Genomic DNA, 21,784 nt, shown 5'->3' with positions numbered 1-21,784 from the left:
CGGGGTCAGCGAGACGAGAAGCGACCAGGTGCAAGGCGCTTGCCCGCCGGGGTAGCCATCTACATCAAGGGCTAGCAACGCGGCAGATGGCCGCTTATCGCCTCGCCCGGAGGGAGCCTGCGAGCGGCGCCATTGCGGCATTGCAGCTCTTGACAAGGGTCACACACCATTGCCTGCGAGCTGCGCCTTGCCCTGACGCCGCTCGCAGGCTCTGAACCCGTCAATATCATATTGAAGGAGTACTAGACGCATGAACCCTGAACAACAACTGCTGGTCCTGTCGGCCCCACCGGCGCTGGAAGAGGCTATCATCGACTGGCTGCTGGAGCACGGTGAAGGGGCTGGATTCACCAGCCAGAACGTCAACGGTCACAGTTCATGTCACGGGCATCTGTCCCTGGCCGAACAGGTGAGCGGTCGGCAACGGCGCGTGCAGTTCCAGGTCCATGCCGGCGGCGAACAGATACAGGCCATGCTGCAGGGTCTGCACCGCGACTTAACCGGCAGCGATATCCATTACTGGGTCGCCCCGCTGGTACTGTCCGGCAACCTGGAGACCTGAGCGGTTTCAGCCCCCGTAAACCTCAAGCAAACGCTGCACCGCCTCCTCCGCCCCGGTCAGCGCCGGCGGTGACGACGGCGGCTGCGCCAGCAGCGCCTGCAGGGCCTGGCTGAGATCCCCCGTTTCCGCCTGATCGACATCCACCCGCGCGATGGCACCGTGACCTTCCATCCAGCCAGCGAGATACGGCTCCTCCGGCCAGTCGGCGCGCGGGATATAGAGCATGGGCGTTGCGTTCACCGCGCACTCGGTGACGGTGCCGTAGCCGATCTTGCCCAGCAGGGCGTCGCTGCTGGCGAGAATGTCGGTGAACGGCATCTCCAGCGATTCGATGGCGTGGAAACCCGGTCGTTCCACCTTCCAACCTGTCTGTACCAGCCAGTGCACGCCAGGGATAACCGGCCAGCGTTCCACGGGCAGCCGCCCCTGTACACCGCCGAGCGCGATCAGCACCAGCCTGTCATCCGGCTTCAATCCAAGCTGTGCATCGATCTCGTCGCGGCGATTGCTGCCGGTACGGGCCAGCGGTCCGATGGCGCGGGTATTGTCCAGTTCCGGCATCGGCATGAAAGGTTCGGGCGTAAGGAACACCCTGGCACTGCTGTAGGCGCTGATCAGCCGTTCCAGCACCGCATCCGCTTCCGGCCGGTCGTGGAAATAGTGCCGGTAGATACCGGCCCAGTTGAGTGAGCACAGACCGACAGCGGGAATACCCAGCTTGTGCGCGGCGGCCAGTGGGATGTAGGGAATATCGGCCAGCAGCAGGTCGGGGCTGAGCGCGCTGAGAAAACCGATTTCGGCCTCGACCAGGGAATCCCACATCTGCGCCTGGGCGGCATAGGCCGCGGCGCTGGCCGCCCGGTCAATGTCGAGAGCGGAGGCCATCTTCAAGCCGAAGTCGGTGGAATGAACATGACAGGTAAAGGGATGTGCCAGGCGCCCTGCGAGGAACGGCTTCGGCACCGTAGTGGCGATATGCAACTCGATGTCAGGGCGGCGCGTCATCAGGGCATTGAGGACAACGAGCGCCTGAGCGGCATGACCGAAGCCGTGCGAAGTTATGCTGGTCAGCAGACGCATGCGTTCGCCCCGGATCGCGCCAGTACAGCCCTGTGCCGGACGGCGCCTGATTCGCCGTCGGCCTCATTCATGCAAACAGGTCCGATTGCGCCCGGCATTCTTGGCACGGTACAGGGCGGCATCGGCCTGCCGGACAAGCTCGTCCGGTTTGAGCCTGTGGCCGTTCGCGGCGGCCATGGCGATCCCGGCCGTAAGGGTGTGCTGAATCCTGCTGCCTTCGTAATCGGTGGGATTGGCGGCAAATTCCCTGCGGATCCGCTCCGCCATCTGGTAGGCCTGCTCGGCACCAGGCGCCTGCAGCAGAATGGCGAACTCCTCACCTCCATAGCGGATACAGACATCCTGCGGACGTGACAGGCGCACCAGCATCCCGCCCAGCCGGGTCAGAATCCGGTCACCGGCATCATGGCCATGACGGTCGTTTATTTCCTTGAAGTTGTCCAGGTCGATCAGGATGAGGAAGACCGGCAGGGCGTTGGTTCTGGCGATCTCCTGCATGCGATCGAAGGCCTCCTTGAACGCACGCCGGTTACCGAGCCCGGTCAGCGGATCCTGGCTGGCCAGCTCCAAAGCCTGCAGGCGATCCCGGTCCCAGCCGATCAGTCTTTCCCCCAGGGCAACCAGCAGGAACGCAGCCTCCAGCACACTGCAACCCTGGGCGTACGCAAGGGGGGCCATCCCCCAGTCGAACAGCGTACTCCCGGCGCTGAATACGCTGACCAGCAGACCCAGCCCATAGAATACCCAGGCCAGGGCGTACCAGCGGGCGTAGCGCATGCCGTGCCGGTAGGCGACCAGACCCAGCAGGGGCAGCAGTACCAGCAGGGCAAGGGAGGCAAAGGAAAGATACAGCACCGGTGCGTAGAAACCGGCAAAACGCAACAGGATACCGCCGACCATGATCCACTGTGCCGCCCGGATCAGTCTGTCGATGCGCGGACAGCAGCGGACGGTATGCAGGAACAGCCGCGAGAACTGCAAGGCGGTGATGGCCACCGCCAGGTACACGATATGGAAACCCTCGTTGTGCCAGAACACCGAATCCGGCCAGAGATACTGAAAGGCCAGGCCGTTGAGCAGCGCCCACATAAGCATGCTGGAGGCCAGAAATGCGGCGTAGTACAGGTAAACGGACTGCCGCATGATGAGGGAGAAGATCACGGCGATGATGAACAATGACGTCATCAGGCCGTAATAACCGCCATAGACCAGATACTCCTGCCGCGTCTGGTTGTAGAACAGATCAGCGCGACTGAGATAAACGTTCAGCGTCATGGCGTCGGCCTTCACGTAGCGCAGCCGCAGGAACACATCGGTATAGCCATCCGCCGGGGTGGCATGGGAGAACGCCAGCGTCCGGTAGTCCAGCGGCCGCTCGGAGAAGGGTTTCCGGTCGCTCAGCACCAACTGTTTCATGGCCCCGCCGTTATCGGCGTAGTACACGCTCATTTCATCCAGGTAGCTGGTCTCATGATGCAGCACCCAGCGCTTCGGCTGGTTCCTGTCCGTGTTGGACAGCCTGACCCGGATCCAGTGGTCGTCCTTTGTAATGCCGCGATTGACCTGCTTTTCGGTCAGCGGCCGGAAACGCTCCAGCGGCAGTTCGGACACCTCGTGTGCGCGCCCGCTGACCCAGAAGGTCGCGGGTGCGCGCAGCCTCATGGTGGTCAGATTGCCGATATCGACGGCATGCTCCGCGGATACCGACGACCATGCCGCTGCAGGACAGGCAAGCAGAACCAGCGCGGCAAGCAGGATCATGAGAAGCTGTCGAGCGGCACTTTCTTGCCGGGAGTCGCAGCGAAGGGGATGAACGGATCGAAGCAGCACCATTTATCTCATGTAATGCCGGGGATCATCGTTGCACACCCCGGATCACAGCCTGGCTGCTCCAATCCTGCCACTGAGCGCCGGAAACGTGCGACGAGGGGACGGCGTAGAATAAACGGCCCTTTCATGGCCAGTCAATGTACGCCGTCCGGATCCGGGCGCGACGGCATCCGATCCCGGCTCGCCGCCGTGCGAACAGCCGCAGCGCCCGGACCTAGCCCTGCTCCGGCGGCATCAGCTCATAACGCTCCATCAGGTAGCACAGGCAATCCTGGCGCACGATGCGCTCGTCCAGGGTAAACATGGACGGCATCACCGGCCGGCGCAGCCTGAGTATGCCGTCCTCGACGTAGAAATACTCCCGCCACACATTGCGCCCGCGCTCATCGCGCGCCTCCAGCAGCTCGCCCCCGGCGCCGTTGACCCGCGCCAGCCCGGTCCCTTCGGGCAGCTCGCGGAAATTCAGATGATCGATATCGGGCAGAAAATCCAGCGTGGCACCGGCACGGCCGAAGCCGAAATCGACCGCCTCCGGCACCGTAACGGTGACCACGGTATGGAACAGATCGATGTCGTGCGGGGCGACCGGATGCACCGGGATCTCCGACAGATGCAGCGCCGCCTCGATGAATTCCATGGCATGATCGACGCCATGGGCCTGGCCGGGCCGGCCGCATTCCACCGTGACCGAAGGGCACAGGGGCGCGAACGCCAGCGAGGCCACGCCGCGCGGCCGGGTAAAATAGACCAGGGTGCGCGAGAACAGGGTCGCCAGGTGAAAGTAGCGGTGATCGATGCGGTTCACACAGGCGTAGTGCGGATTCAGGCCGGTGTTGTTGTGCACGTCGATGGCCGCGAAAATACCGCGCCGCTCCATGCGCTGAACCACCTCGGCCAGCATGGCCTGCTCCGGACCATCCGGCTGATCGCTGCCGGGCCAGATCCGATTGTAGTCGGGCTGGCCATCCAGCCGCCGGCGTCCCTGCGCCGCGGCACTGACATTGGCAAAGAAGACCGACAGTGCGCGCGGCAGTTTCTGCTCCCGGTACTTGTTCAGCAGTTTACGCACGGCATAGAAGCCCGTGTCCTCGTTGCCGTGCAGCAGCACCGAGACGAACAGCGGCGCTTCCTGCCGACCCGGCAGGTGCAGCAGGGTCGGGGCGCCGAGCAGGGCCTCGAGTTCAGTGGCCTCTGCGCTGAGCAGTCCGTCGGGGATGTCAGTAGTAATTTTCAGCATGGCTGCACATTCAGTCGCCGGGGTCGTAAACACCCACAAACTACTCTAACCGCAAAGGCGAACAAGGCGCGCAAAATCATGTAGGTCGGGCTAGCCTAGCGTAACCCGACACCACCGACCGTCGGATTACGCCCTTCAGGCTGATCCGACCTGCAAGGCTATATCCTGACATAATCCCTTTGCGCGCCTTGTTCGCCTTTGCGGTTTATGGCTTTTGAAAAACCCCCAGCCGCGGCTATTCAGCCACCAGGCATGAAACCTCAGATATCCCATTCATGCACCGGCGTGTCGCTGCGCTGGCGTTCCAGGCAGGCCTCGGTCAGGCCCTGCCAGTCGCGGCCGTGGCGGGCCACCCAGGCGCGCTGCCAGGCGGCGCCGTTGCAGCCGTTGCGCAGACGTTGCTTGATGATGCCCGTATAGAGGTCGATGTCGTCCCGGTCCAGCCCCAACTGCTCCAGGCCGCGCCGGGCCAGCGGCAGCAGCTTGTCGGCCAGCAGGGTCTGCATGCGCACCTTTTTCTCATCGAACCAGGTGACCTGCGCTTCCAGCCCGAAACGGGCGGCATGGTAGAAGTTATCCCGGGCGGTGGCGAAGGGCAGGCGCCATTCCAGGATTTCATCCCGTTCACCCAGGGCGAAGATCAGGCCATAGAAGAAGGCCGCATTGGCAATGCCGTCGGCCAGGGTCGGGCCGGCCGGGATCACCCGGTGCTCGATGCGCAGGTGCGGGGTGCCGTCGTCGTCGAAGCCGATCAGCGGCCGGTTCCAGCGCCAGATGGTGCCATTGTGCAGACGCAGGTGCGCCAGTTCCCCCGGCGGCACATCGTATTCGATGGGCAGCAGCACAGGAAAGTGATCGCAGTTCTCCTGAAAGGCCTCGAACAGCGAGTCGTGCACATAACCGGTCCCGAAGCTGACCCGGCGCACCGGCCCGTGCGCCGCGCCGGCGCGGCCGCCGACCTCCACCGACTGTTCGAACACCGGGATGCGGGTCTCGTCCCACAGGTCGCGGCCGAACAGGTAGGGCGAGTTGGCCGACACCGCCACCAGCGGCGCGGACAGCATCATCTGGGCCAGGTTGTAGTAGCGCGCGGCACGGTACAGATTGACCTTCAGATGCCAGCTGGAAGGATGTCGAGGCGATTCCAGCATGACATGTCCGGGTGTGCTTAGGTGCTGCCAGGGTCTCGCTGGCCGCGGATATCCAGACCGCAGCGGAAGGGCACCCTAGCGCCTGTAGCAGAACCTGTTCGTTTAAGAGACCTGTAAGTTCATCTCCGAAATGTTGCACACGAACAGGTTGCCGGTCCTCAAGAGTGGGAGGATGCCGGTCATCAGCAGAAGGGCGTCGAAGTCGTCAGCAACCCGGTTTAGCAGTGATCCCGGTCCGGAGAAGGTTCGGCGTGCCTTCGTTTTGGCAGTTCGACAGTGCGTGCCGGTCAGCGGCTGGGGATGGACGTTGAGTTCGATATTGAAACGGGCCAGTTCGGGGACGGCCATGGGGTCGTCCAACGCCTTCAGGTATTCGGTATTGATGGGCACCGGCCGCGCCTCGCGGTCGATCAGCCAGGCCTCCAGCTCCAGCCCGATCACCCGGTCACGGGTGGAAAAGGCTCCCTCCCGGAACCATTGCGCCAGCTGGCGGGTCTCGTCCTGCATGCGGGTACGGAAGCTGTCGAAATCGGCCGCGGTGAAGTGGTACTGCTGAATCTCCTGGCCCATGTCAGTCCCGCTCCCCCGCCGTTCCGGTCAACTCACGATCCAGCTCGCGCAGCCGTTGCGGGGTGCCGATATCGAACCAGCGGCCGGCGAAGTGTTCACCACTGACCCGTCCGGCGGCAATGGCCCGGCGCAGCAGCGGCGCCAGCGGGAAACGGCCGGGCTCGCAACCGGTAAACAGTTCCAGATGATAGACGCCGATGCCGCTGAAGGTCAGACGCTCGCCACCGGCTTCATGCACCCGGCCGTCCGAGTGGAGATGGAAGTCGCCGTCGGGGTGCTGCGGCGGGTTGTCCACCAGTACCAGGTGCGCCAGCCCCTCGAGCGTCTGCGGCAGCCGGGCATAGTCGTAGTCGGTCCAGATGTCGCCGTTGATGACCACGAACGGCTCCGGCCCGAGCTTGGGCAGCGCCTGCAGGATCCCGCCGCCGGTCTCCAGCGCCCCCTCGGGCTCCGGTGAATAACTGATGCGCAACCCGTGCCGGCTGCCGCTGCCGATTGCGGCCTCGATCTGTGTACCCAGGTGGGCATGATTGATCACCACCTCATGCAGCCCGGCCCGGGCCAGCGCCTCGAGGTGATAGTCGATCAGCGCCCTGCCGGCAACCGGCAGCAACGGCTTGGGGGTGTGGTCGGTCAACGGCCGCATGCGCTCGCCGCGGCCGGCGGCCAGGATCATGGCTTTCATGGGGTCAACTTAACCACAAAACGGGGGGGCAGGACAAAGGCATGGTGGTATTCGAGCCACGGGTGGACACAGACATGAAAAAGCCTTGAACCGCAAAGGCGAATAAGGCGCGCGAAGAAATGATGGAATTTGCTGTTTGTGTCGCGCAGACCGGAATAACGGCCACGAGGCCCGTTTCCGGCGTAAACTGAATTGCCGGGAACACTGCGCTTATCCCGGCCTACGAGCTCATCCCGTTTATAACCTTTGCGCGCCTTTGGCGCCTTTGCGGTTCAAAGCTTTTTATATATCCGTGTTCATCCGTGTTCATCCGCGGCTGAAATTCCACCCAATCCCGGCAATACCCGCTCGCGGATGAACTCGCCCAGAGGCCGAAGCTCGTCGTAATCCGGTGCCACCTCGACGATATAGCCCAGGGTACGGGGAATATCCTGCAGATAGCCCGGTTTGCGGTCGCGCAGGTTGAGGCGGGCGAAGATGCCGGCAGCCTTGAGGGTGGCTGCACCCCCATCCAGTCGAACCAGCGCAGGAAGTCCCGCTCGGCCGCCGTGTCAGCCGCCAGCACGCCGGCGCGGATGGCGAGATCGCGATAGCCCAGCGCCCAGGCATTGACGCGCTCGCGCGGCCAGGCGATGTAGCAGTCACGCAGCAGCGAGACCAGGTCGTAGGTCAGCGGGCCGCGCACGGCGTCCTGGAAATCGATGATGCCCGGGTTGTGGGTGGGTTGCAGCATCAGGTTGCGCGAGTGGTAGTCCCGGTGCACGAACACCTGCGGCTGTTCCAGCGCAGTACCGATCAGGCGGCCGAAGGCGGTCTCCAGCAGGTCGCGCTCGGCAGCGGTCAGTTCGAGGCCGAGCTGGCGCTGCACCAGCCAGTCCGTGAACAGGCGCATCTCCCGCTCCAGCAGTTCGGCGTCGTAGGGCGGCAGCCCCGCGGTATCACCGCGGGCCTGCATGGCCACCAGGGCCTCGAGGGCGTCGCCGTACAGCCGCTCGACGGTGTCCGCGTCCAGGGCGTCGAGATACAGGGTATGGCCCAGATCGGCCAGCAGCACGAAGCCCTGGGCCAGATCCTGCGCCAGCACCCCGGGCACGCTGACCCCGGCCTCCTGCAACCGGGCGGCGATATCGACAAAGGGCGCGCTGTCCTCCTTCTCGGGCGGGGCGTCCATGACGACGCGGGTGGACTCACCGTCGGTCAGGCGGAAATAACGGCGGAAGCTGGCATCGCCCGAGGCCGGCTCGATGGCGTCGAAGGGCTGGCCGATGTCGGCCAGCCATTGTTTGAGTTGTTCGAGGCGTTCGTCCATTCAGATAAAGCACTCTTGTTTGAGCGACACTGACTTAACCCGGAGGATTCCGTCATTGCGAGGATGCCTTGACCCGCAGGGTAAGGTACCCATGATGAACCCCGCAGGGGTTCTATGGGGGAAGTGACGCGGCAATCTCCAACCGGTTGATTCAGCAGTACGAGATTGCCACGGCGCTATCGCGCCTCGCAATGACGGTGATATTCAAGCTTTCGCCGGCAGCCACCGCCCCCTGACCCTGGCGCGCAGGTCATCGGCAATGAGATAGAAACAGGGCACGCCGACCAGGATCAGCGCCGTAGCAAACATTAACCCGAATCCCAGGCTCACCGCCATGGGCGAGAGGAAGGCGGTCTGGCCACTGGCGAAGAAGATCAGCGGCGAGATACCCAGGAAGGTGGTCACACTGGTGAGCAGGATGGGCCGGATGCGCACCCGGCCGGCCTCGACCAGCGCCTGGATGCGGTCCAGCCCGGCGGCGCGGCGTTTCTTGGCGAAGTCCACCAGGATGAGCGAGTCATTGACCACGATACCGGTCAGCGCCAGGAAGCCGATCACTGACAGGAACTGCAGGTTGTAGTCGAACAGGGCGTGCCCGAACACCACCCCGACCAGACCAAAGGGGATCGCGAACATCACCACCAGCGGGTCCAGGATGGAATTGAACAGGGCGGCCAGGATCAGAAAGATGATGAACAGCGAGATGATCAACGCCCGCCGGGCGTCGGCCATGGAATCGGCCGCCTCCTTCTTCTCACCCAGGAACAGCAGCCGGTAATCGCTGTCGGCGCGGTCCAGTTCCGGGAAGGCCGCGCGCAGGCCGTCTGCCACCTCCAGCGAGGTATTGATCCGGCTGTCGACCTCGGCGGTGATGGTGGCCAGGCGCTGGCCGTCGCGGCGGTGAATGGTACTCAGGCCGCGGTCCAGCTCCAGGCTGGCGACATCGCCCAGGTAGACCAGCCGGCCGTCGGCCAGCACCACCGGCAGCGCCTCCAGCTGCGCCTGCTCACGCACAGCCTCGGTATAGATGACCCGCGCCGGGATACGCTCCTCGCGGTGGGTGACCTGCACCACTTCCTGGCCCAGGTAGCCGGTGCGCACCGCCTGCGCCAGCTGCTCCTGGGCGATACCCAGCTCGCGCCCGCGCGCGTTCAGCCGGTACAGGTATTCCAGCTTGCCGGTCTCCAGGTCCTGCTGCACGTCATACACGCCGGGCTGACGGCGCAGCCAGTCCATAACACGCTCGGCCTCGACCCGCAGCCGGTCGATGTCGCGCCCCACCACCCCGACCTCGATGTCGGCGCCGGCCGGACCGCCCTGCGGACGCAGGATGGACATGCGCTGCAGCCCCGGCAGACGCTGCAGGCGCTGGCGGATGTCGTTGATGATGGCCTCGGTCCGGCGCTCGCGTTCACCCTCCCAGCTGAAGCTGAGATTCACCACCGGATTGACGAAACGTTCAATGAAACCGCGCGGCCGGGGCTTTTTCAGGTCAATGATGAGCTGGATGTAATGACTGCCCATTTTCGAGCGGTTGAAATCGATCAGGCTCACGCCGACGTTGGTGAGCAGGGTGTCCAGTTCATGCTCGTCCAGGGTCTCGAACACCACCCGCTCCATGTCGCGCGCCAGCCGTTCGGAGTCCTCCAGACTATAGGTGTTGGGGGCCTCGGCGTTGACGAAGAACTGGCCGATATCGACATTGCCGAACTGTTCGTAGGGCAGGCGCGTCAGCGCATAAATGAGCGCCACCACCAGCACCAGAACAGCGAACAGAGTGACGAAGTAGCGGTTGCGCAGGCTCCAGTCCAGCACCCCGAGATAACGTCGCAGCCAGGCCTGCCAGTCGACACGGCGACGCCGCCCGCCCGGGGGGCTGACTCTGAGCAGTTCATTGGCATGCGAGGGCAGTACGCCGAAGGCCTCCCACAGCGAGCCGATCAGGGCGGCGCTGACCACCACCGGGATGACCTGGATGAAGGCGCCCATGGTGCCGCCGATGGCGAACATGGGAATGAAGGCGGCCACGGTGGTGGCGGTGGCGGCCATCACCGGCCAGAACACCTCGCGCGCGCCCATCTCGGCCGCTTGCCGGGCGGGCCGGCCCTCCTCCATGTGGCGATAGATGTTCTCGTTGACGATGATGGCATCATCGACGATCAGGCCCAGGGCGATCAGGAAGGCGAACAGGGACACCATGTTGATGGTGAAGCCCAGGTAGTGGATGGCGGCCACCGCCACCAGGAAGGAGATCGGGATGCCCAGCGCCGTGATGAGCGCGATGCGGAAATTGAGCAACAGGTACAGCGACAGCAACAGCAGCACCAGACCCACGGCGCCGGAGGATTTGACCGTGTCCAGGCGGTTCTTCACATACACCGAGAGATCGCTGAACAGGCCGGTGCGGATGCTGGGCGGCAGTTCGCGGTCGAGCTGCGCGGCCAGGGCACGGATGCGTTCGGAGACATCGATGGTGGAGGCGTCGGCGGTCTTGGTCACCGTCAGGTTGACCGAGGGCTTGCCGTTGAAGCGGCCCAGTGTCAACGGCTCCTCCAGCCGCAGTCCGACCTCGGCCAGCATGCCCAGGGTGAGCTGGCCACCGCCGGTGCGCGAGCGCACCACGATCTGCGCCACCTCGTCCGGCGTCGGCCGGGCGCCCTTGCCGCGCAGCAGGATGTCGCCCTCGGCGGCCTCGATCGAGCCGCCCGGCAGATCGCGCAGGTTCTCGCGCACCGCCCGCACCACGTCGGTGACCGCCACCCGGTAGGCGGCCAGCACATGCGGGTCGATCTCGATCCACAGCTCCCACTCGCGGTCGCCGGCCACGCCCACCGCCGCCACGCCCGGCACGTTGAGCATGCGCCGCTTGACGTCCTCGGCCGCGTCGTAGAGGTAGCCGCGCGCCACCTCGCCGTACAGGCTCATGCTGATGACGGGGAAGCGCGTCTCCAGGCGGCGCAGTTCCGGCTCTTCGGCCTCTTCCGGCAGGTCGTCGATCTGGTCCAGCGCGGTCTGGGCATCGCGCATGAACTGGTCCACGTCGGCCGTGGGCTTGAGCTCGATGGTGACGGTCGACATGCCCTCGTTGCTGGTCGAGGTCAGGGTCTCGATGTCGGACATGCCGTCGAAGGCGTCCTCGATGGGCAGGGTCACCTGCTGCTCGACCTCCTCCGGCGAGGCACCCTCGAAGATGGTGTCGATGCGCACCATGTCCTTTTCCACCACCGGGAACATCTCCTGGGGCATGGCCAGCCAGGAGGTCACCCCGATGATCACCAACACGGCCAGCAGCAGGTTGATGATCAGAGGATGATCGATGGCGTAACGGATCATGGGCGGCGATTACCGGTCGGTGGCGCCGATGATCTCGACCGACTGGCCGTCGCTCAGCGCAGCCACGTCGCGGGCCACGATGAGCTGGCCCGCCGCCAGTCCGGCGGTGACGATATAGCGCGCCTCCAGGCGCAGCCCCAGCTCGACCCGGATCCGCTCCAGTCGTCCGTCGCGGACCCGGAACACGTAGCTGCGGCCCTCGTCACGCAGGACCGCGGTCACAGGGATGAGCAGGGCGGCTTCGCGCCGGCGCAGGGGGAACGCCGCCGTGGCCACCTGGCCGGGGGCTGCCTGGCCGCCGTCCAGACGCACCCGCACGGCATGGGTGAAGGTGGTCTCGTCCGGCTGCTCCTGCAGGGCCAGAATACGGCCTTCCAGGGGCCGGCCGTCAACACTGACCACCACGGTCTGGCCGCGCTCCAGGGCGCGGGCCACCTCGCCGCGCAGCTCGACATAGAAATCCAGCTGCGCGGGATCGATCAGCACCGCCGCCTCCCCCCCGGGGGCGACATAGTCGCCGGGCTCCAGCATGACCGCGTTGACCATCCCGGCGAAGGGCGCCTGCAGCACGCTGCGCGCGAGATCGCGCTCGGCCCGTTCCAGCGCGGCCCGGCGCAGCGCCAGGCGCGCCTCGGCGCTGTCCACGCCGGCCTGCAGCTGGGCCAGTTCCGATTCGAGCTGCAGCAGACGACCCCGGGCCGCATCCAGCTGACTGGCAGAGCCGAGGGAGCGCGAACTCAGCGACTCCAGTCGCTGCACTTCGGCGCGCTGCAGCGCCGCATTGTCACGCGCCAGCGCCAGCAGCCGCCGGTCGCGGGTCAGCTGGGTCTGCTCCTGGGACAACTGCGCCTCGGCCTCGACCACGGCGGTGCGGAAATCGCCGTCATCCAGCCGCAGCAGGACCTGTCCGGCGTCCACCTGCATGCCCGGCTCCACCTCGCGCGCCACCACCCGGCCGCCGACTTCGAACCGCAGCTGACTGCGCCGCGCCGCCTGCAGCCGGCCGGTGACCGTTTCCACCGGCGCCACGTCGACCTGATCGACCCTGACCACCTGTACCCGCAGCGGCGGTGGCTCACCGGCGGCCGGCGGCGGCTCCGGCCGGGTCAGCACCAGTGCGGCCGCGACCGCGACCAGGGCAAGCAGCGACAGGGGCTTGTACGGGAACTTGAATTTCGTCACGAAGCGGGAACCGGGCGGCACGAAAGCGGGCAGGATTTGAAGGAAACCTCATTCTATGCGATTTTACGGGGCGCCCGCCAGGAACCTTTGCAAACATAAAGATACAAGCCAACCGTGACCCGACCCCAGTTTCTGATCCTGCTGGCCTGTGCCGCCTGCAGCCCCCGCCTGCTGGCCGCCAGCCTCCCTGCCGACACCTGGCAGTGCCTGCCCGCAACCGACGGCGGTGGCTGGGACTGCCGGCCCGCCGGCTCGCCGGCAGGTACGGCCGGCGCCACGGCGCAGCCGGAGACCCCCGAGCCCCCGCCCATCGCGGCAGGCGAGTCCAGCCCCCGGACGCCGGCGGCCGCGGATGGCGCACGCCCGGCGCCGATTACGCCACCGCCCGACAGCGATCCCACCTGGCGCCTGTGCCGCCCCGCGCCGCGGCCTTCGGCGCCCCTGCCGGCGTCCGGTCAGACCCACACCTACCTGGAAGGCGACACCGCCGAGATCCGCCAGCAGGAGGTCTACATCCTCACCGGCAATGCCCTGGCCGAAAGCGGCGGTGAACGCATCCTGGCCGAGCGGCTGACCTACCGCGATGCCGACGGCCGGCTCGACGCCGAAGGCAGTCTGCGCATCGAACAGCCCGACATCCTGGTCCAGGGCGAATGGGGTCACCTCAACCTGGCCGAGGACACGGGCGAGATCCATCGGATCACTTACCAGATGCCGCAGCGCCACGGCCGCGGCGTGGCCGAAGTCGCCCACCAGGACTCGGACATACTCAAGCGTCTGGAAGATGCCACCTACACCACCTGCGACCCCGGCCGCGACGACTGGCACATCCAGGCCCGCGAGGTCTACCTGCACACCGACAAGGGCGAGGGCCGTGCCTGGCACGCCACCCTGCGTATCAAGGACGTACCGATCCTGTACACGCCCTACCTGAGCTTCCCGCTGGACGACCGGCGCAAGTCCGGCTTCCTGGTGCCCAGCCTGGGCGCCTCGGAGGAAACCGGGGCCGACATCTCCGTCCCCTATTACTGGAACATCGCACCGAACCATGACGCCACCATCACGCCGCGCCTGATGAGCAAGCGCGGCGTGCAGCTGATCGGCGAGTACCGTTTCCTGCAGCCGAACCATTCCGGTCAGCTTGACCTGGAAGGACTGCCCTCGGACCAGGAATTCGACGACAACCGCTACCTCATCGGCTTCGAGCACCAGGCCCGGCTGAGCCCGCGCCTGAGCACCCAGGTCGATTTCCTCGATATCTCCGACCGGCATTATTTCGAGGACCTGGGCAGCAACCTGGACGACACCAGCCGCACCTACATCCGCCGTTACGCCCAGGCCCGTTACCTGGGCACCGGTTGGAGCCTCACCGGCCGGGTCGATGATTATGTGATCACCGACCCCAGCATCAGCACTGAACCGTTCCAACGCCTGCCGCAGCTGCTGTTCAGAGCCCGCCCGGCCCCGGGCTGGAACCCCTGGGGACTGGATCTGCATTTCAACAGCGAACTGGTGCGTTTCGAGCATGACAGCCGTATCACCGGAACACGGGCCCACCTGGACCCGGTGCTGGAACTGCCCTGGCTGCGCAACGCCTATCACCTCACCCCCGGTGTGGGCGTGAGCCATACCCGTTACCAGCTCGACAACACCGCCACGGGCGACCCGGACGAGCCCGACCTGACCGTGCCCTATGGCTATCTGGATGCCAGCCTGTTCCTGGAGCGCGATATGCGCTGGGGTGAGGACGCGTATCTGCACACCCTGGAACCGCGGCTGTTCTATCTCTACGCACCCCATGAGAATCAGGACGACATTCCGCGCTTCGACACCGGCCTGTCGGACTTCCGCTTCTCGCAACTGTTCGCCGTCAACCGTTTCACCGGCCACGACCGCTTCGGCGACGCCAACCAGCTCGCCGCCGCCGTCACCTCCCGCATCCTGGATCCGCGTACCGGCTACGAGCAGCTGCGCTTCGGCATCGGCCAGCTCTATTATTTCCGCGACCGCAAGGTCACCCTCAACCCGGGCCAGGCCCCCGAGACGCGCGACAGTTCCAACATCGTCGCCGATCTCAACTGGAATCTGACCCGGGCCCTGTCCTTCAATGCCGGCATCCAGTACGACCCCGAGGCCGAAGGGATTGACCGCCAGAGCTACCGCCTGCAATACCGCCCGGATCCCCGCCACATCCTCAATCTGTCCCACCGCTTCCGCGAGGGCAGCCTGGAGCAGATCGACATCAACGGCTTCTGGTACCTGAACGAGCGCTGGCACGTCGTGGGCCGCTGGTACTATTCGCTGGAGGAGGACCAGCTGCTCGAGGCCCTGGCCGGAGTGGAATACGAAAGCTGCTGCTGGATCGCCCGGCTGGCGGTACGCGACTTCATCAACTCGGTCACCAGCGGCACCGCCGGCAGCACCGGCGAACGCAACCTGGCGATCATGCTGCAGTTCGAGCTCAAGGGCCTGACCAGCCTGGGCCAGCCGGTCCAGGAGCTGATCGAGCAGAGCGTGCTCGGCTATCGCCCCTGAGCCTATCCGAACGGATCACATCTGATATCATGGCCACCATGCATACGAGATTCCTGCCGATATTCCTGTTCCTGGGCCTGCTGCTGGGCCTGCCCGTCCAGGCCGCCGCCCAGGCCCTCAACCGGATCGTGGCCGTGGTCAATGACGACGTCATCCTCGCCAGCGAGCTGGAGGACAAGGTCCGGCTGGTGCGTTCCCAGCTGGCCCAGCAGGACACCCAGGCGCCCGACCCGGCCCAGCTGGAGCGCCAGGTGCTGGAGCGCCTGATCATGGAACGGCTGCAGCTGCAGGTGGCCGAGCGCAACAACATCGAGGTCGATGACGAAACCCTCAACGCCAATCTGCGCAATATCGCCGCCCAGAACGGCGTCAGCCTGACCGAATTCCGCCAGACCCTGGAAAGCGAGGGCATGGACTACGCGGCCTTTCGCGAGGAGCTGCGCAACCAGATCATGATCAACCGGCTGCGCCAGCAGACGGTGATCAACCGCATCGACATCAGCGACCAGGAGGTCGACAACCTGCTGGCCAGCCAGACCGCCTGGAGCGACCAGACCCGGGACTATCACCTGGGCCATATCCTGATCGCCACCCCCGAGGCCGCTGCGCCGGAACAGATCCAGGCCGCCGAGCGCGAGGCCGGCGAGGTGCTGGAACGGCTGCGCGGCGGGGCCGATTTTAGCGAAACCGCCGTGGCCGTCTCGGAAAGCGAAACCGCGCTGGAAGGCGGCGATCTGGGCTGGCGCAAGGCCGCCCAGCTGCCCAGCCTGTTCGCCGACGTGGTGCGGGACATGCAGCCGGGCGAGATCAGCGATCTGATCCGCAGCCCCAGCGGCTTTCACATCATCAAGCTGATCGAGGTGCGCGGTGACGAACGCCACGTCATCACCCAGAGCCGGGTGCGCCATATCCTGCTCCAGCCCGACGAGATGCTGAGCGAATCCGGGGTCCGGCTGCGCATCGAACAGCTGCGCGACCGGCTGGAGACCGGCGCAGATTTCGCCGACCTGGCCCGCTCGCACTCCACCGACAAGGTCTCGGCCTCCAACGGCGGCGATCTGGGCTGGGTCAATCCGGGCGACATGGTGCCCGAGTTCGAGGAGGCCATGAACCGGCTCGAACCCGGTGAAATCAGCGAGCCGGTCCAGACCCGCTTCGGTTGGCACCTGATCCAGGTGCTGGAGCGGCGCGAGCGTGACAGCACGGACGACTATCAGCGCTCCCGCGCCCGGGAAATGATCCGCCAGCGCAAGACCGACGAGGAGATGGAGCTGTGGCTGCGCCGGTTGCGTGACGAATCCTATATCGAATACCGGCTGGAGCCCTCCGCCGGCTGAGCCCACGCCATGACCAGCCCCGTCCACCTGGCCCTGACCGCCGGCGAACCCGCTGGCATCGGTCCCGACCTGTGCCTGGCCCTGGCCGCCTCCGAGCTGCCCTGCGCGCTTACGGTGATCGCCGATCCCAACCTGCTGGCACAGCGGGCGGACGAACTCGGCCTGGCGGTCGAACTCGCTACGGGCCCGGCCACCGAGACCCACCGCCCGGGACGGCTGGAGGTGCTGCCGATCTCACTGGCCCGACCCTGCCGCAGCGGTCACCTGGACCCGGCCAACGCCCCCTATGTGCTGCATACACTGGATGCCGCCATCGACGGCTGCATCGCCGGACGCTTCGATGCCCTGGTCACCGCGCCCCTGCACAAGGGCGTGATCAACGAGGCCGGCATCGCCTTCACCGGCCATACCGAATACCTGGCCGAACGCACCGGTACGGCCAACGTGGTGATGATGCTCGCCACCGAGGGCCTGCGCGTGGCCCTGGCCACCACCCACCTGGCCGTGAGCGATATCCCGCGCCACATCACCCGCGACGGCCTGCGGCAGGTGCTGCGCATCCTCCACCGGGATCTGCAGCGCTGGTTCGGTCTGGCGCGGCCGCGCATCCTGGTCGCCGGCCTCAATCCGCACGCCGGCGAGGGCGGGCATCTCGGGCGCGAGGAGATCGAGATCATCGCCCCGGTGCTGGAGGAACTGCGCAGCCGCGAGCACATGCAGCTCATCGGCCCGCTGCCGGCCGACACCCTGTTCACCCCCAGGTACCTGGACGAGGCCGACGCGGTGCTGGCCATGTATCACGATCAGGGCCTGCCGGTACTCAAGTACAAGGGCTTCGGCCGGGCCGTGAACATCACCCTGGGCCTGCCCTTCGCGCGCACCTCGGTCGATCACGGCACCGCGCTGGAACTGGCCGGCAGTGGCCGGGCCCGCGGCGACAGCCTGCGGCTGGCCATCGACACGGCGCTGGCCATGGTGGACCGGGGATGAACGCCGCCCACCGGCCGCGCAAGCGCTTCGGTCAGAATTTTCTCCACGATCCCGGCAGCATCGAGCGCATCCTTGCCGCCATCGACCCGCAGCCCGGCCAGGCGCTGGTCGAGATCGGCCCCGGCCGGGGCGCACTGACCTGGCAGCTGCTGGAACGCCTCGGCCGGCTGGAGGTCATCGAACTGGACCGCGACCTGTGCGCCCGTCTGGACACCGAACGCCATGCCCACCCCGGCGAACTGATCATCCACAGCGCCGATGCATTGAAGACCGATTTCTGCGGCCTGGAGCAGCCGCCGCCGCTGCGGGTTGTGGGCAACCTGCCCTATAACATCTCCACCCCGCTGCTGTTCCATCTGCTGGGCCAAGCCGGCTGCATCCGCGACATGCACTTTCTCCTGCAGAAGGAGGTGGTCGAACGCATGGCCGCCGCCCCGGGCGGCAGGGACTACGGCCGGCTGTCGGTGATGCTGCAGATGCTGTGCGAGGTCGAGCCGCTGTTCACCGTGGGCCCGGGCGCCTTCCATCCGCCGCCGAAGGTGGACTCGGCCTGCGTGCGTCTGATTCCGCTGCCCACTCCACGTTATGTCATCGACCCGGACACCTTTGCCGACAGGACGCGGCTGGCCTTCGCCCACCGCCGCAAGACCCTGCGCAACAACCTCAAGGGCGAACTGCACACCGAACAGCTGGAAGCCGCCGGCATCGATCCCGGCCGCCGCGCCGAGACCCTCAGCCTGGAGGAATTCGCCCGCCTGAGCACGCTGCCGTCCGGAGCCGAATGATTTCAACGCAGAGGCGCCCAGGCTTTCCCCGCCCGGGGACAGCCGATATACTCGAATCAGGCAATCAACGGAGGGAGGGCTCCGGCATGCCCAGGCGCAGGAAAAAGCCCACGGACATCCTCGTCATGCTGATCGGCTTCGGCCTGATCGTCGCCATCTTCGTTTTCGTGATCCTGTTCGCACCGAGCAACCCCTTCGAGGACAGCCAGTTCATCGAGGATGTCGGTGACGCCAACCGTCCACTCTGAACACCCCCTCATCATGGAGCCCGTCTGATGTCCGAGTATTCACATGTGCTGGTCGCGGTCGATTTCATGCCGGATTTCGAGCAGGTCACCCGGCGCGCCATGCAGATCGCCGCCCACAGCCAGGCCCGCCTGTCGCTGGTTCACGTGGTGGAATTCCTGCATCTGGACCTGGCCAGCGAACTGGTCCTGCCGGAAGACGTGACCCTGGAGACTCAGGTCATCGACACGGCACGCAACAAGCTGGCGGAGATGGCCGCCTCGATGGACTGGCCGGGAGAGATCAAACATCATCTGGAGACCGGCTCGACCAAGCACGAAATCCTGCGCGTGGCCGAGGAACAGGCAGTGGACCTGCTCGTGATCGGCAGCCATGGCCGCCACGGTCTGGGCCGGCTGCTGGGTTCAACCGCCAACGGGGTGCTGCAGGGCGCGCCCTGTGACGTCCTGGCGGTGCGGATCCAGCCGGCCTGAATCAGGGCCGCAGCGGCGGCGCCTGCTGGCTGAAGGCGGCCGGATCGGCAGCCGCGGCGGAGGTAATGGTGGCTGGCGCCGGGTCCGTGCCCACGGCCAGGGTGCCGGTGGTCACGACCACCCCCAGCCCGACGAAAAGCGCCAGCAGCACCAGTGGATCGGGTTTTCGGTAATGATGTCGCATTGGCCTCGCTCTCGGGTCAGTGTGATTGTCTGACCCCCTTATAATGCAAGGATCGGTCCGGCAGCACCGAAACTTGAGGAATTGCGACGGGATTTTAGGCCAATGAGCGCACGCCGCCGTGACGGGGATCACATTCCTCCCCGCCGTGCGGCCCCTGGTCGCGGCTCAGCTGCGGTATTTGGGGTCGACCCAGCAGCGCGGCAGCGCCTCGCCGGAGGGGAACACCAGCCCGGCCTTGGCGAAGCCTGCCGGATCCTGCATCTCCTCGCCGGCGTGCATGCGGCCGGTCACCTCCTCCCGGCAGGGGTCGAACAGCGCCCCCGTATCGAGAATCTCGATCAGGTCACCATGGAGCTTGTCTTTGAGGTACATGCCGCCTCCTTCGCGATGTTTGTATGAAAACTATAGCCCCTCGCCCTCCGTCCCGTGTTGACCCCCGTCAAGCCTGTGGTTTCTCCCCGCAGGGCTTTGTGCCATCATCTCCTTGATTGCGCGAAGACACGGAAATCCAATGCCTTTTCCGGATCCACCGCCACCAGCGGCCAACTCGACAGCAGCCGCAGCCAAGGCCGGGGCCGACATCCGTATACACAATAATCCGGAAGCCCTGAGTCGTGCCGCCGCCGAGCGGGTCACGGCCCTGTGTCGGGAAGCCGGATCCGCGCGCGGCAGCTGCCACCTGGCGCTGGCGGGCGGCAGCACCCCGCGCCGGCTCTACGAACTGTTGGCCGGGCCGCCCTGGTCGCAGCAGCTGCCCTGGCCGGCCCTGCAGATCTATTTCGGGGACGAGCGCGCCGTGCCGCCGGAACATCCGGACAGCAATTACGGCATGGCCCGCGCGGCCTGGCTGGACCGGGCCCCGCTGGCCGCCGGCCAGATCCATCCCATGCTGGCCGAGCCGGCCCGGATCGCACAGGATGCAGCCGACTACGCCGGATTGCTGGAGCGGCAACTGCCCCACAATGAGGCAGGCGTGCCCGTTCTTGACCTGATCCTGCTGGGCCTGGGCCCGGACGGACATACCGCCTCCCTGTTCCCCGGCACCCCGGTGCTGGAAGAACGCGCCCGCTGGGTCGCTCCGGTGCACGTGGAACAACACGACAGCTGGCGGCTGACCCTGACCTATCCCGTGCTCGAGGCCGCCCGGCAGCTGCTGTTCCTGGTCGCCGGCGCGGACAAGGCCGCCTGCATCGCCCGGGTGCTGGGCACGCCCGCGAACGGGGAGCTACTGCCGGTGCAGCGCATCGCCGCCCGGGGCCGGGTTGAATGGCACCTGGACGCGGCCGCCGCCGGGAGACTGGCACCGTGACCGGCACCCTGATCCTGGCCGGCGACATCGGCGGCACCCATACCCGGCTGGTGCTGGCCCCCGCCGACGACATCCGCTCCTGGCGCAACGAGCGTCGCTACGCCAGCGGCGACTACGCTGATTTCGACGCCCTGCTGGCGGACTATCTGCAGTGCTGCGAGTCACCGCCGGCACGCGCCTGCCTGGCCATCGCCGGACCGGTGCTGGGTCCGTCCGATCAGAGCCGGGCGCAGGTGACCAACCTGCCCTGGCAGCTGGACAGCCGCCGTCTCGCCGAGCGGCATGGCCTCGAGCGGGTGCATCTGGTCAACGACTTCGCCGCCATCGGCCATGCACTGGATGCCCTGCAGCCGGCCGATCTGGCCTGCCTGCAGACCGGTTGGCCCCGGACCGGCGCCAACCGGGCGGTGATCGGCGCCGGCACCGGACTGGGCCATGCCAGTGTGGTGGCCTGCGCCGGCGGCCTCGAGGTCCTCGCCGCCGAGGCCGGACATACGGACTTCGCCCCGCGCACCCCGTTGCAACGGGACCTGCTCCAGATGCTGGCGGCGGAACTCGACACCGTCTCCTGGGAACGGCTGGTCTCGGGGCCCGGCCTGGTGCGCCTGTACCTTTTCTTCTGCCGGCGCGGTGACGCTGTGCCAGGGATCGACCCGGAGGCCGCCGACGCCGCCGCCCGCATCAGTGCAGCAGCCATAGCCGGCACCGACCCCGCGGCCGCACAGGCCCTGCGCGAATTCGTCCGTCTCTACGGCGCCCAGGCCGGCAACTGGGCCCTGTGTACCCTGCCCTTCGCCGGCCTGTTCATCGCCGGCGGCATCGCCCCGCGCATCCTGGACTGGCTGCGCCGGCCGGACTTTCTCGCCGCCTTTCATGCCAAGGGGCCGATGCGCGAACTCATGCAGGGTCTCCCGGTCCACGTCATCACCCATCCCCAGCCGGGGCTGCTGGGCGCGCTGCAGCTGGCCGCCCGCACCTCCGCCTGA

At 66.3% G+C, this 21,784-nt stretch carries 20 protein-coding genes; 9 read left to right on the top strand and 11 right to left on the bottom strand.

Annotation, left to right across the window (positions count from 1 at the left end; all coding sequences use genetic code 11):
• The first annotated feature begins 250 nt into the window (after positions 1-250).
• Positions 251-562 (top strand): DUF3240 family protein, encoded by a 312-nt coding sequence (locus tag D6C00_RS10515; RefSeq protein WP_125181682.1) that lies wholly within the window; start codon positions 251-253, stop codon positions 560-562.
• Positions 563-568: 6 nt separating this feature from the next.
• On the opposite strand, the gene D6C00_RS10510 is transcribed toward D6C00_RS10515, so the two are convergent.
• From D6C00_RS10510 to D6C00_RS10475, 9 genes are all read right to left on the bottom strand, one after another.
• Positions 569-1,642: a glycosyltransferase gene (locus D6C00_RS10510; RefSeq protein ID WP_125181681.1), complete on the bottom strand. Its 1,074-nt coding sequence runs from the start codon at positions 1,640-1,642 to the stop codon at positions 569-571.
• A 63-nt stretch (positions 1,643-1,705) separates the two neighbouring features.
• A complete protein-coding gene (locus tag D6C00_RS10505; protein ID WP_125181680.1) occupies positions 1,706-3,403 on the bottom strand; it encodes a sensor domain-containing diguanylate cyclase in 1,698 nt (565 codons plus the stop codon).
• Positions 3,404-3,686: 283 nt separating this feature from the next.
• On the bottom strand, positions 3,687-4,709 hold the full coding sequence (locus tag D6C00_RS10500; RefSeq protein WP_125181679.1) for a M14 family metallopeptidase: 1,023 nt from the start codon (positions 4,707-4,709) through the stop codon (positions 3,687-3,689).
• Positions 4,710-4,969: 260 nt separating this feature from the next.
• Entirely contained in the window at positions 4,970-5,860 is an 891-nt protein-coding gene (locus D6C00_RS16115) for a hypothetical protein (protein ID WP_241546851.1), read from the bottom strand.
• A gap of 102 nt (positions 5,861-5,962) precedes the next feature.
• The gene (locus D6C00_RS16110; protein WP_241546850.1) at positions 5,963-6,430 is read right to left on the bottom strand and encodes a hypothetical protein; all 468 of its coding nucleotides are present in this window, start codon (positions 6,428-6,430) and stop codon (positions 5,963-5,965) included.
• Position 6,431: 1 nt separating this feature from the next.
• Positions 6,432-7,115 carry an N-acetylmuramate alpha-1-phosphate uridylyltransferase MurU gene (gene murU, locus D6C00_RS10490; RefSeq protein ID WP_125181678.1) on the bottom strand — a complete coding sequence of 228 codons (684 nt, stop codon included), beginning with the start codon at positions 7,113-7,115 and terminating at the stop codon, positions 6,432-6,434.
• Between the two features lie 220 nt (positions 7,116-7,335).
• On the bottom strand, positions 7,336-8,424 hold the full coding sequence (locus D6C00_RS10485) for an aminoglycoside phosphotransferase family protein (protein ID WP_241546849.1): 1,089 nt from the start codon (positions 8,422-8,424) through the stop codon (positions 7,336-7,338).
• Between the two features lie 204 nt (positions 8,425-8,628).
• Complete coding sequence (locus tag D6C00_RS10480) at positions 8,629-11,757, bottom strand: efflux RND transporter permease subunit (RefSeq protein ID WP_125181677.1); 3,129 nt, start codon at positions 11,755-11,757, stop codon at positions 8,629-8,631.
• 9 nt (positions 11,758-11,766) lie between these two features.
• Positions 11,767-12,939 carry an efflux RND transporter periplasmic adaptor subunit gene (locus D6C00_RS10475; RefSeq protein WP_158675389.1) on the bottom strand — a complete coding sequence of 391 codons (1,173 nt, stop codon included), beginning with the start codon at positions 12,937-12,939 and terminating at the stop codon, positions 11,767-11,769.
• A 114-nt stretch (positions 12,940-13,053) separates the two neighbouring features.
• Here D6C00_RS10475 and lptD point away from each other — a divergent pair, with 114 nt between their 5' ends.
• The 6 genes from lptD to D6C00_RS10450 all read left to right on the top strand — a co-directional run bounded on the left by lptD (position 13,054) and on the right by D6C00_RS10450 (position 19,305).
• Positions 13,054-15,474, top strand: a complete 2,421-nt coding sequence (lptD, locus tag D6C00_RS10470) for an LPS-assembly protein LptD (protein ID WP_125181675.1) — start codon at positions 13,054-13,056, stop codon at positions 15,472-15,474.
• Between the two features lie 38 nt (positions 15,475-15,512).
• Positions 15,513-16,811, top strand: coding sequence for a peptidylprolyl isomerase (locus D6C00_RS10465; RefSeq protein ID WP_125181674.1), 1,299 nt, complete (start codon positions 15,513-15,515; stop codon positions 16,809-16,811).
• Positions 16,812-16,820: 9 nt separating this feature from the next.
• The gene (pdxA, locus tag D6C00_RS10460; RefSeq protein WP_125181673.1) at positions 16,821-17,801 is read left to right on the top strand and encodes a 4-hydroxythreonine-4-phosphate dehydrogenase PdxA; all 981 of its coding nucleotides are present in this window, start codon (positions 16,821-16,823) and stop codon (positions 17,799-17,801) included.
• Entirely contained in the window at positions 17,798-18,586 is a 789-nt protein-coding gene (gene rsmA, locus D6C00_RS10455; protein WP_125181672.1) for a 16S rRNA (adenine(1518)-N(6)/adenine(1519)-N(6))-dimethyltransferase RsmA, read from the top strand. Before pdxA ends, rsmA begins: the two co-directional genes overlap by 4 nt.
• An 86-nt stretch (positions 18,587-18,672) precedes the next feature.
• Positions 18,673-18,834 carry a hypothetical protein gene (locus tag D6C00_RS15480; RefSeq protein WP_158675388.1) on the top strand — a complete coding sequence of 54 codons (162 nt, stop codon included), beginning with the start codon at positions 18,673-18,675 and terminating at the stop codon, positions 18,832-18,834.
• A 27-nt stretch (positions 18,835-18,861) separates the two neighbouring features.
• Positions 18,862-19,305 carry a universal stress protein gene (locus tag D6C00_RS10450; protein ID WP_125181671.1) on the top strand — a complete coding sequence of 148 codons (444 nt, stop codon included), beginning with the start codon at positions 18,862-18,864 and terminating at the stop codon, positions 19,303-19,305.
• 1 nt (position 19,306) lies between these two features.
• Here the strand turns inward: D6C00_RS10450 and D6C00_RS10445 are convergent, their stop codons facing one another.
• Positions 19,307-19,489 (bottom strand): hypothetical protein, encoded by a 183-nt coding sequence (locus tag D6C00_RS10445; protein ID WP_125181670.1) that lies wholly within the window; start codon positions 19,487-19,489, stop codon positions 19,307-19,309.
• Positions 19,490-19,654: 165 nt separating this feature from the next.
• The gene (locus D6C00_RS10440) at positions 19,655-19,861 is read right to left on the bottom strand and encodes an acetyltransferase (RefSeq protein ID WP_125181669.1); all 207 of its coding nucleotides are present in this window, start codon (positions 19,859-19,861) and stop codon (positions 19,655-19,657) included.
• A gap of 139 nt (positions 19,862-20,000) precedes the next feature.
• Between D6C00_RS10440 and pgl the strand changes: the two genes are divergently transcribed.
• Entirely contained in the window at positions 20,001-20,798 is a 798-nt protein-coding gene (pgl, locus tag D6C00_RS10435) for a 6-phosphogluconolactonase (RefSeq protein WP_125181668.1), read from the top strand.
• Complete coding sequence (gene glk, locus D6C00_RS10430) at positions 20,795-21,784, top strand: glucokinase (protein WP_158675387.1); 990 nt, start codon at positions 20,795-20,797, stop codon at positions 21,782-21,784. The genes pgl and glk overlap by 4 nt, the downstream gene beginning before the upstream one ends.

Origin of the sequence: Thiohalobacter thiocyanaticus, from assembly GCF_003932505.1 — a bacterium.
Taxonomy (GTDB): Bacteria; Pseudomonadota; Gammaproteobacteria; order Thiohalobacterales; family Thiohalobacteraceae; genus Thiohalobacter; species Thiohalobacter thiocyanaticus.
This window is presented reverse-complemented; position numbering and strand designations above follow the sequence as displayed.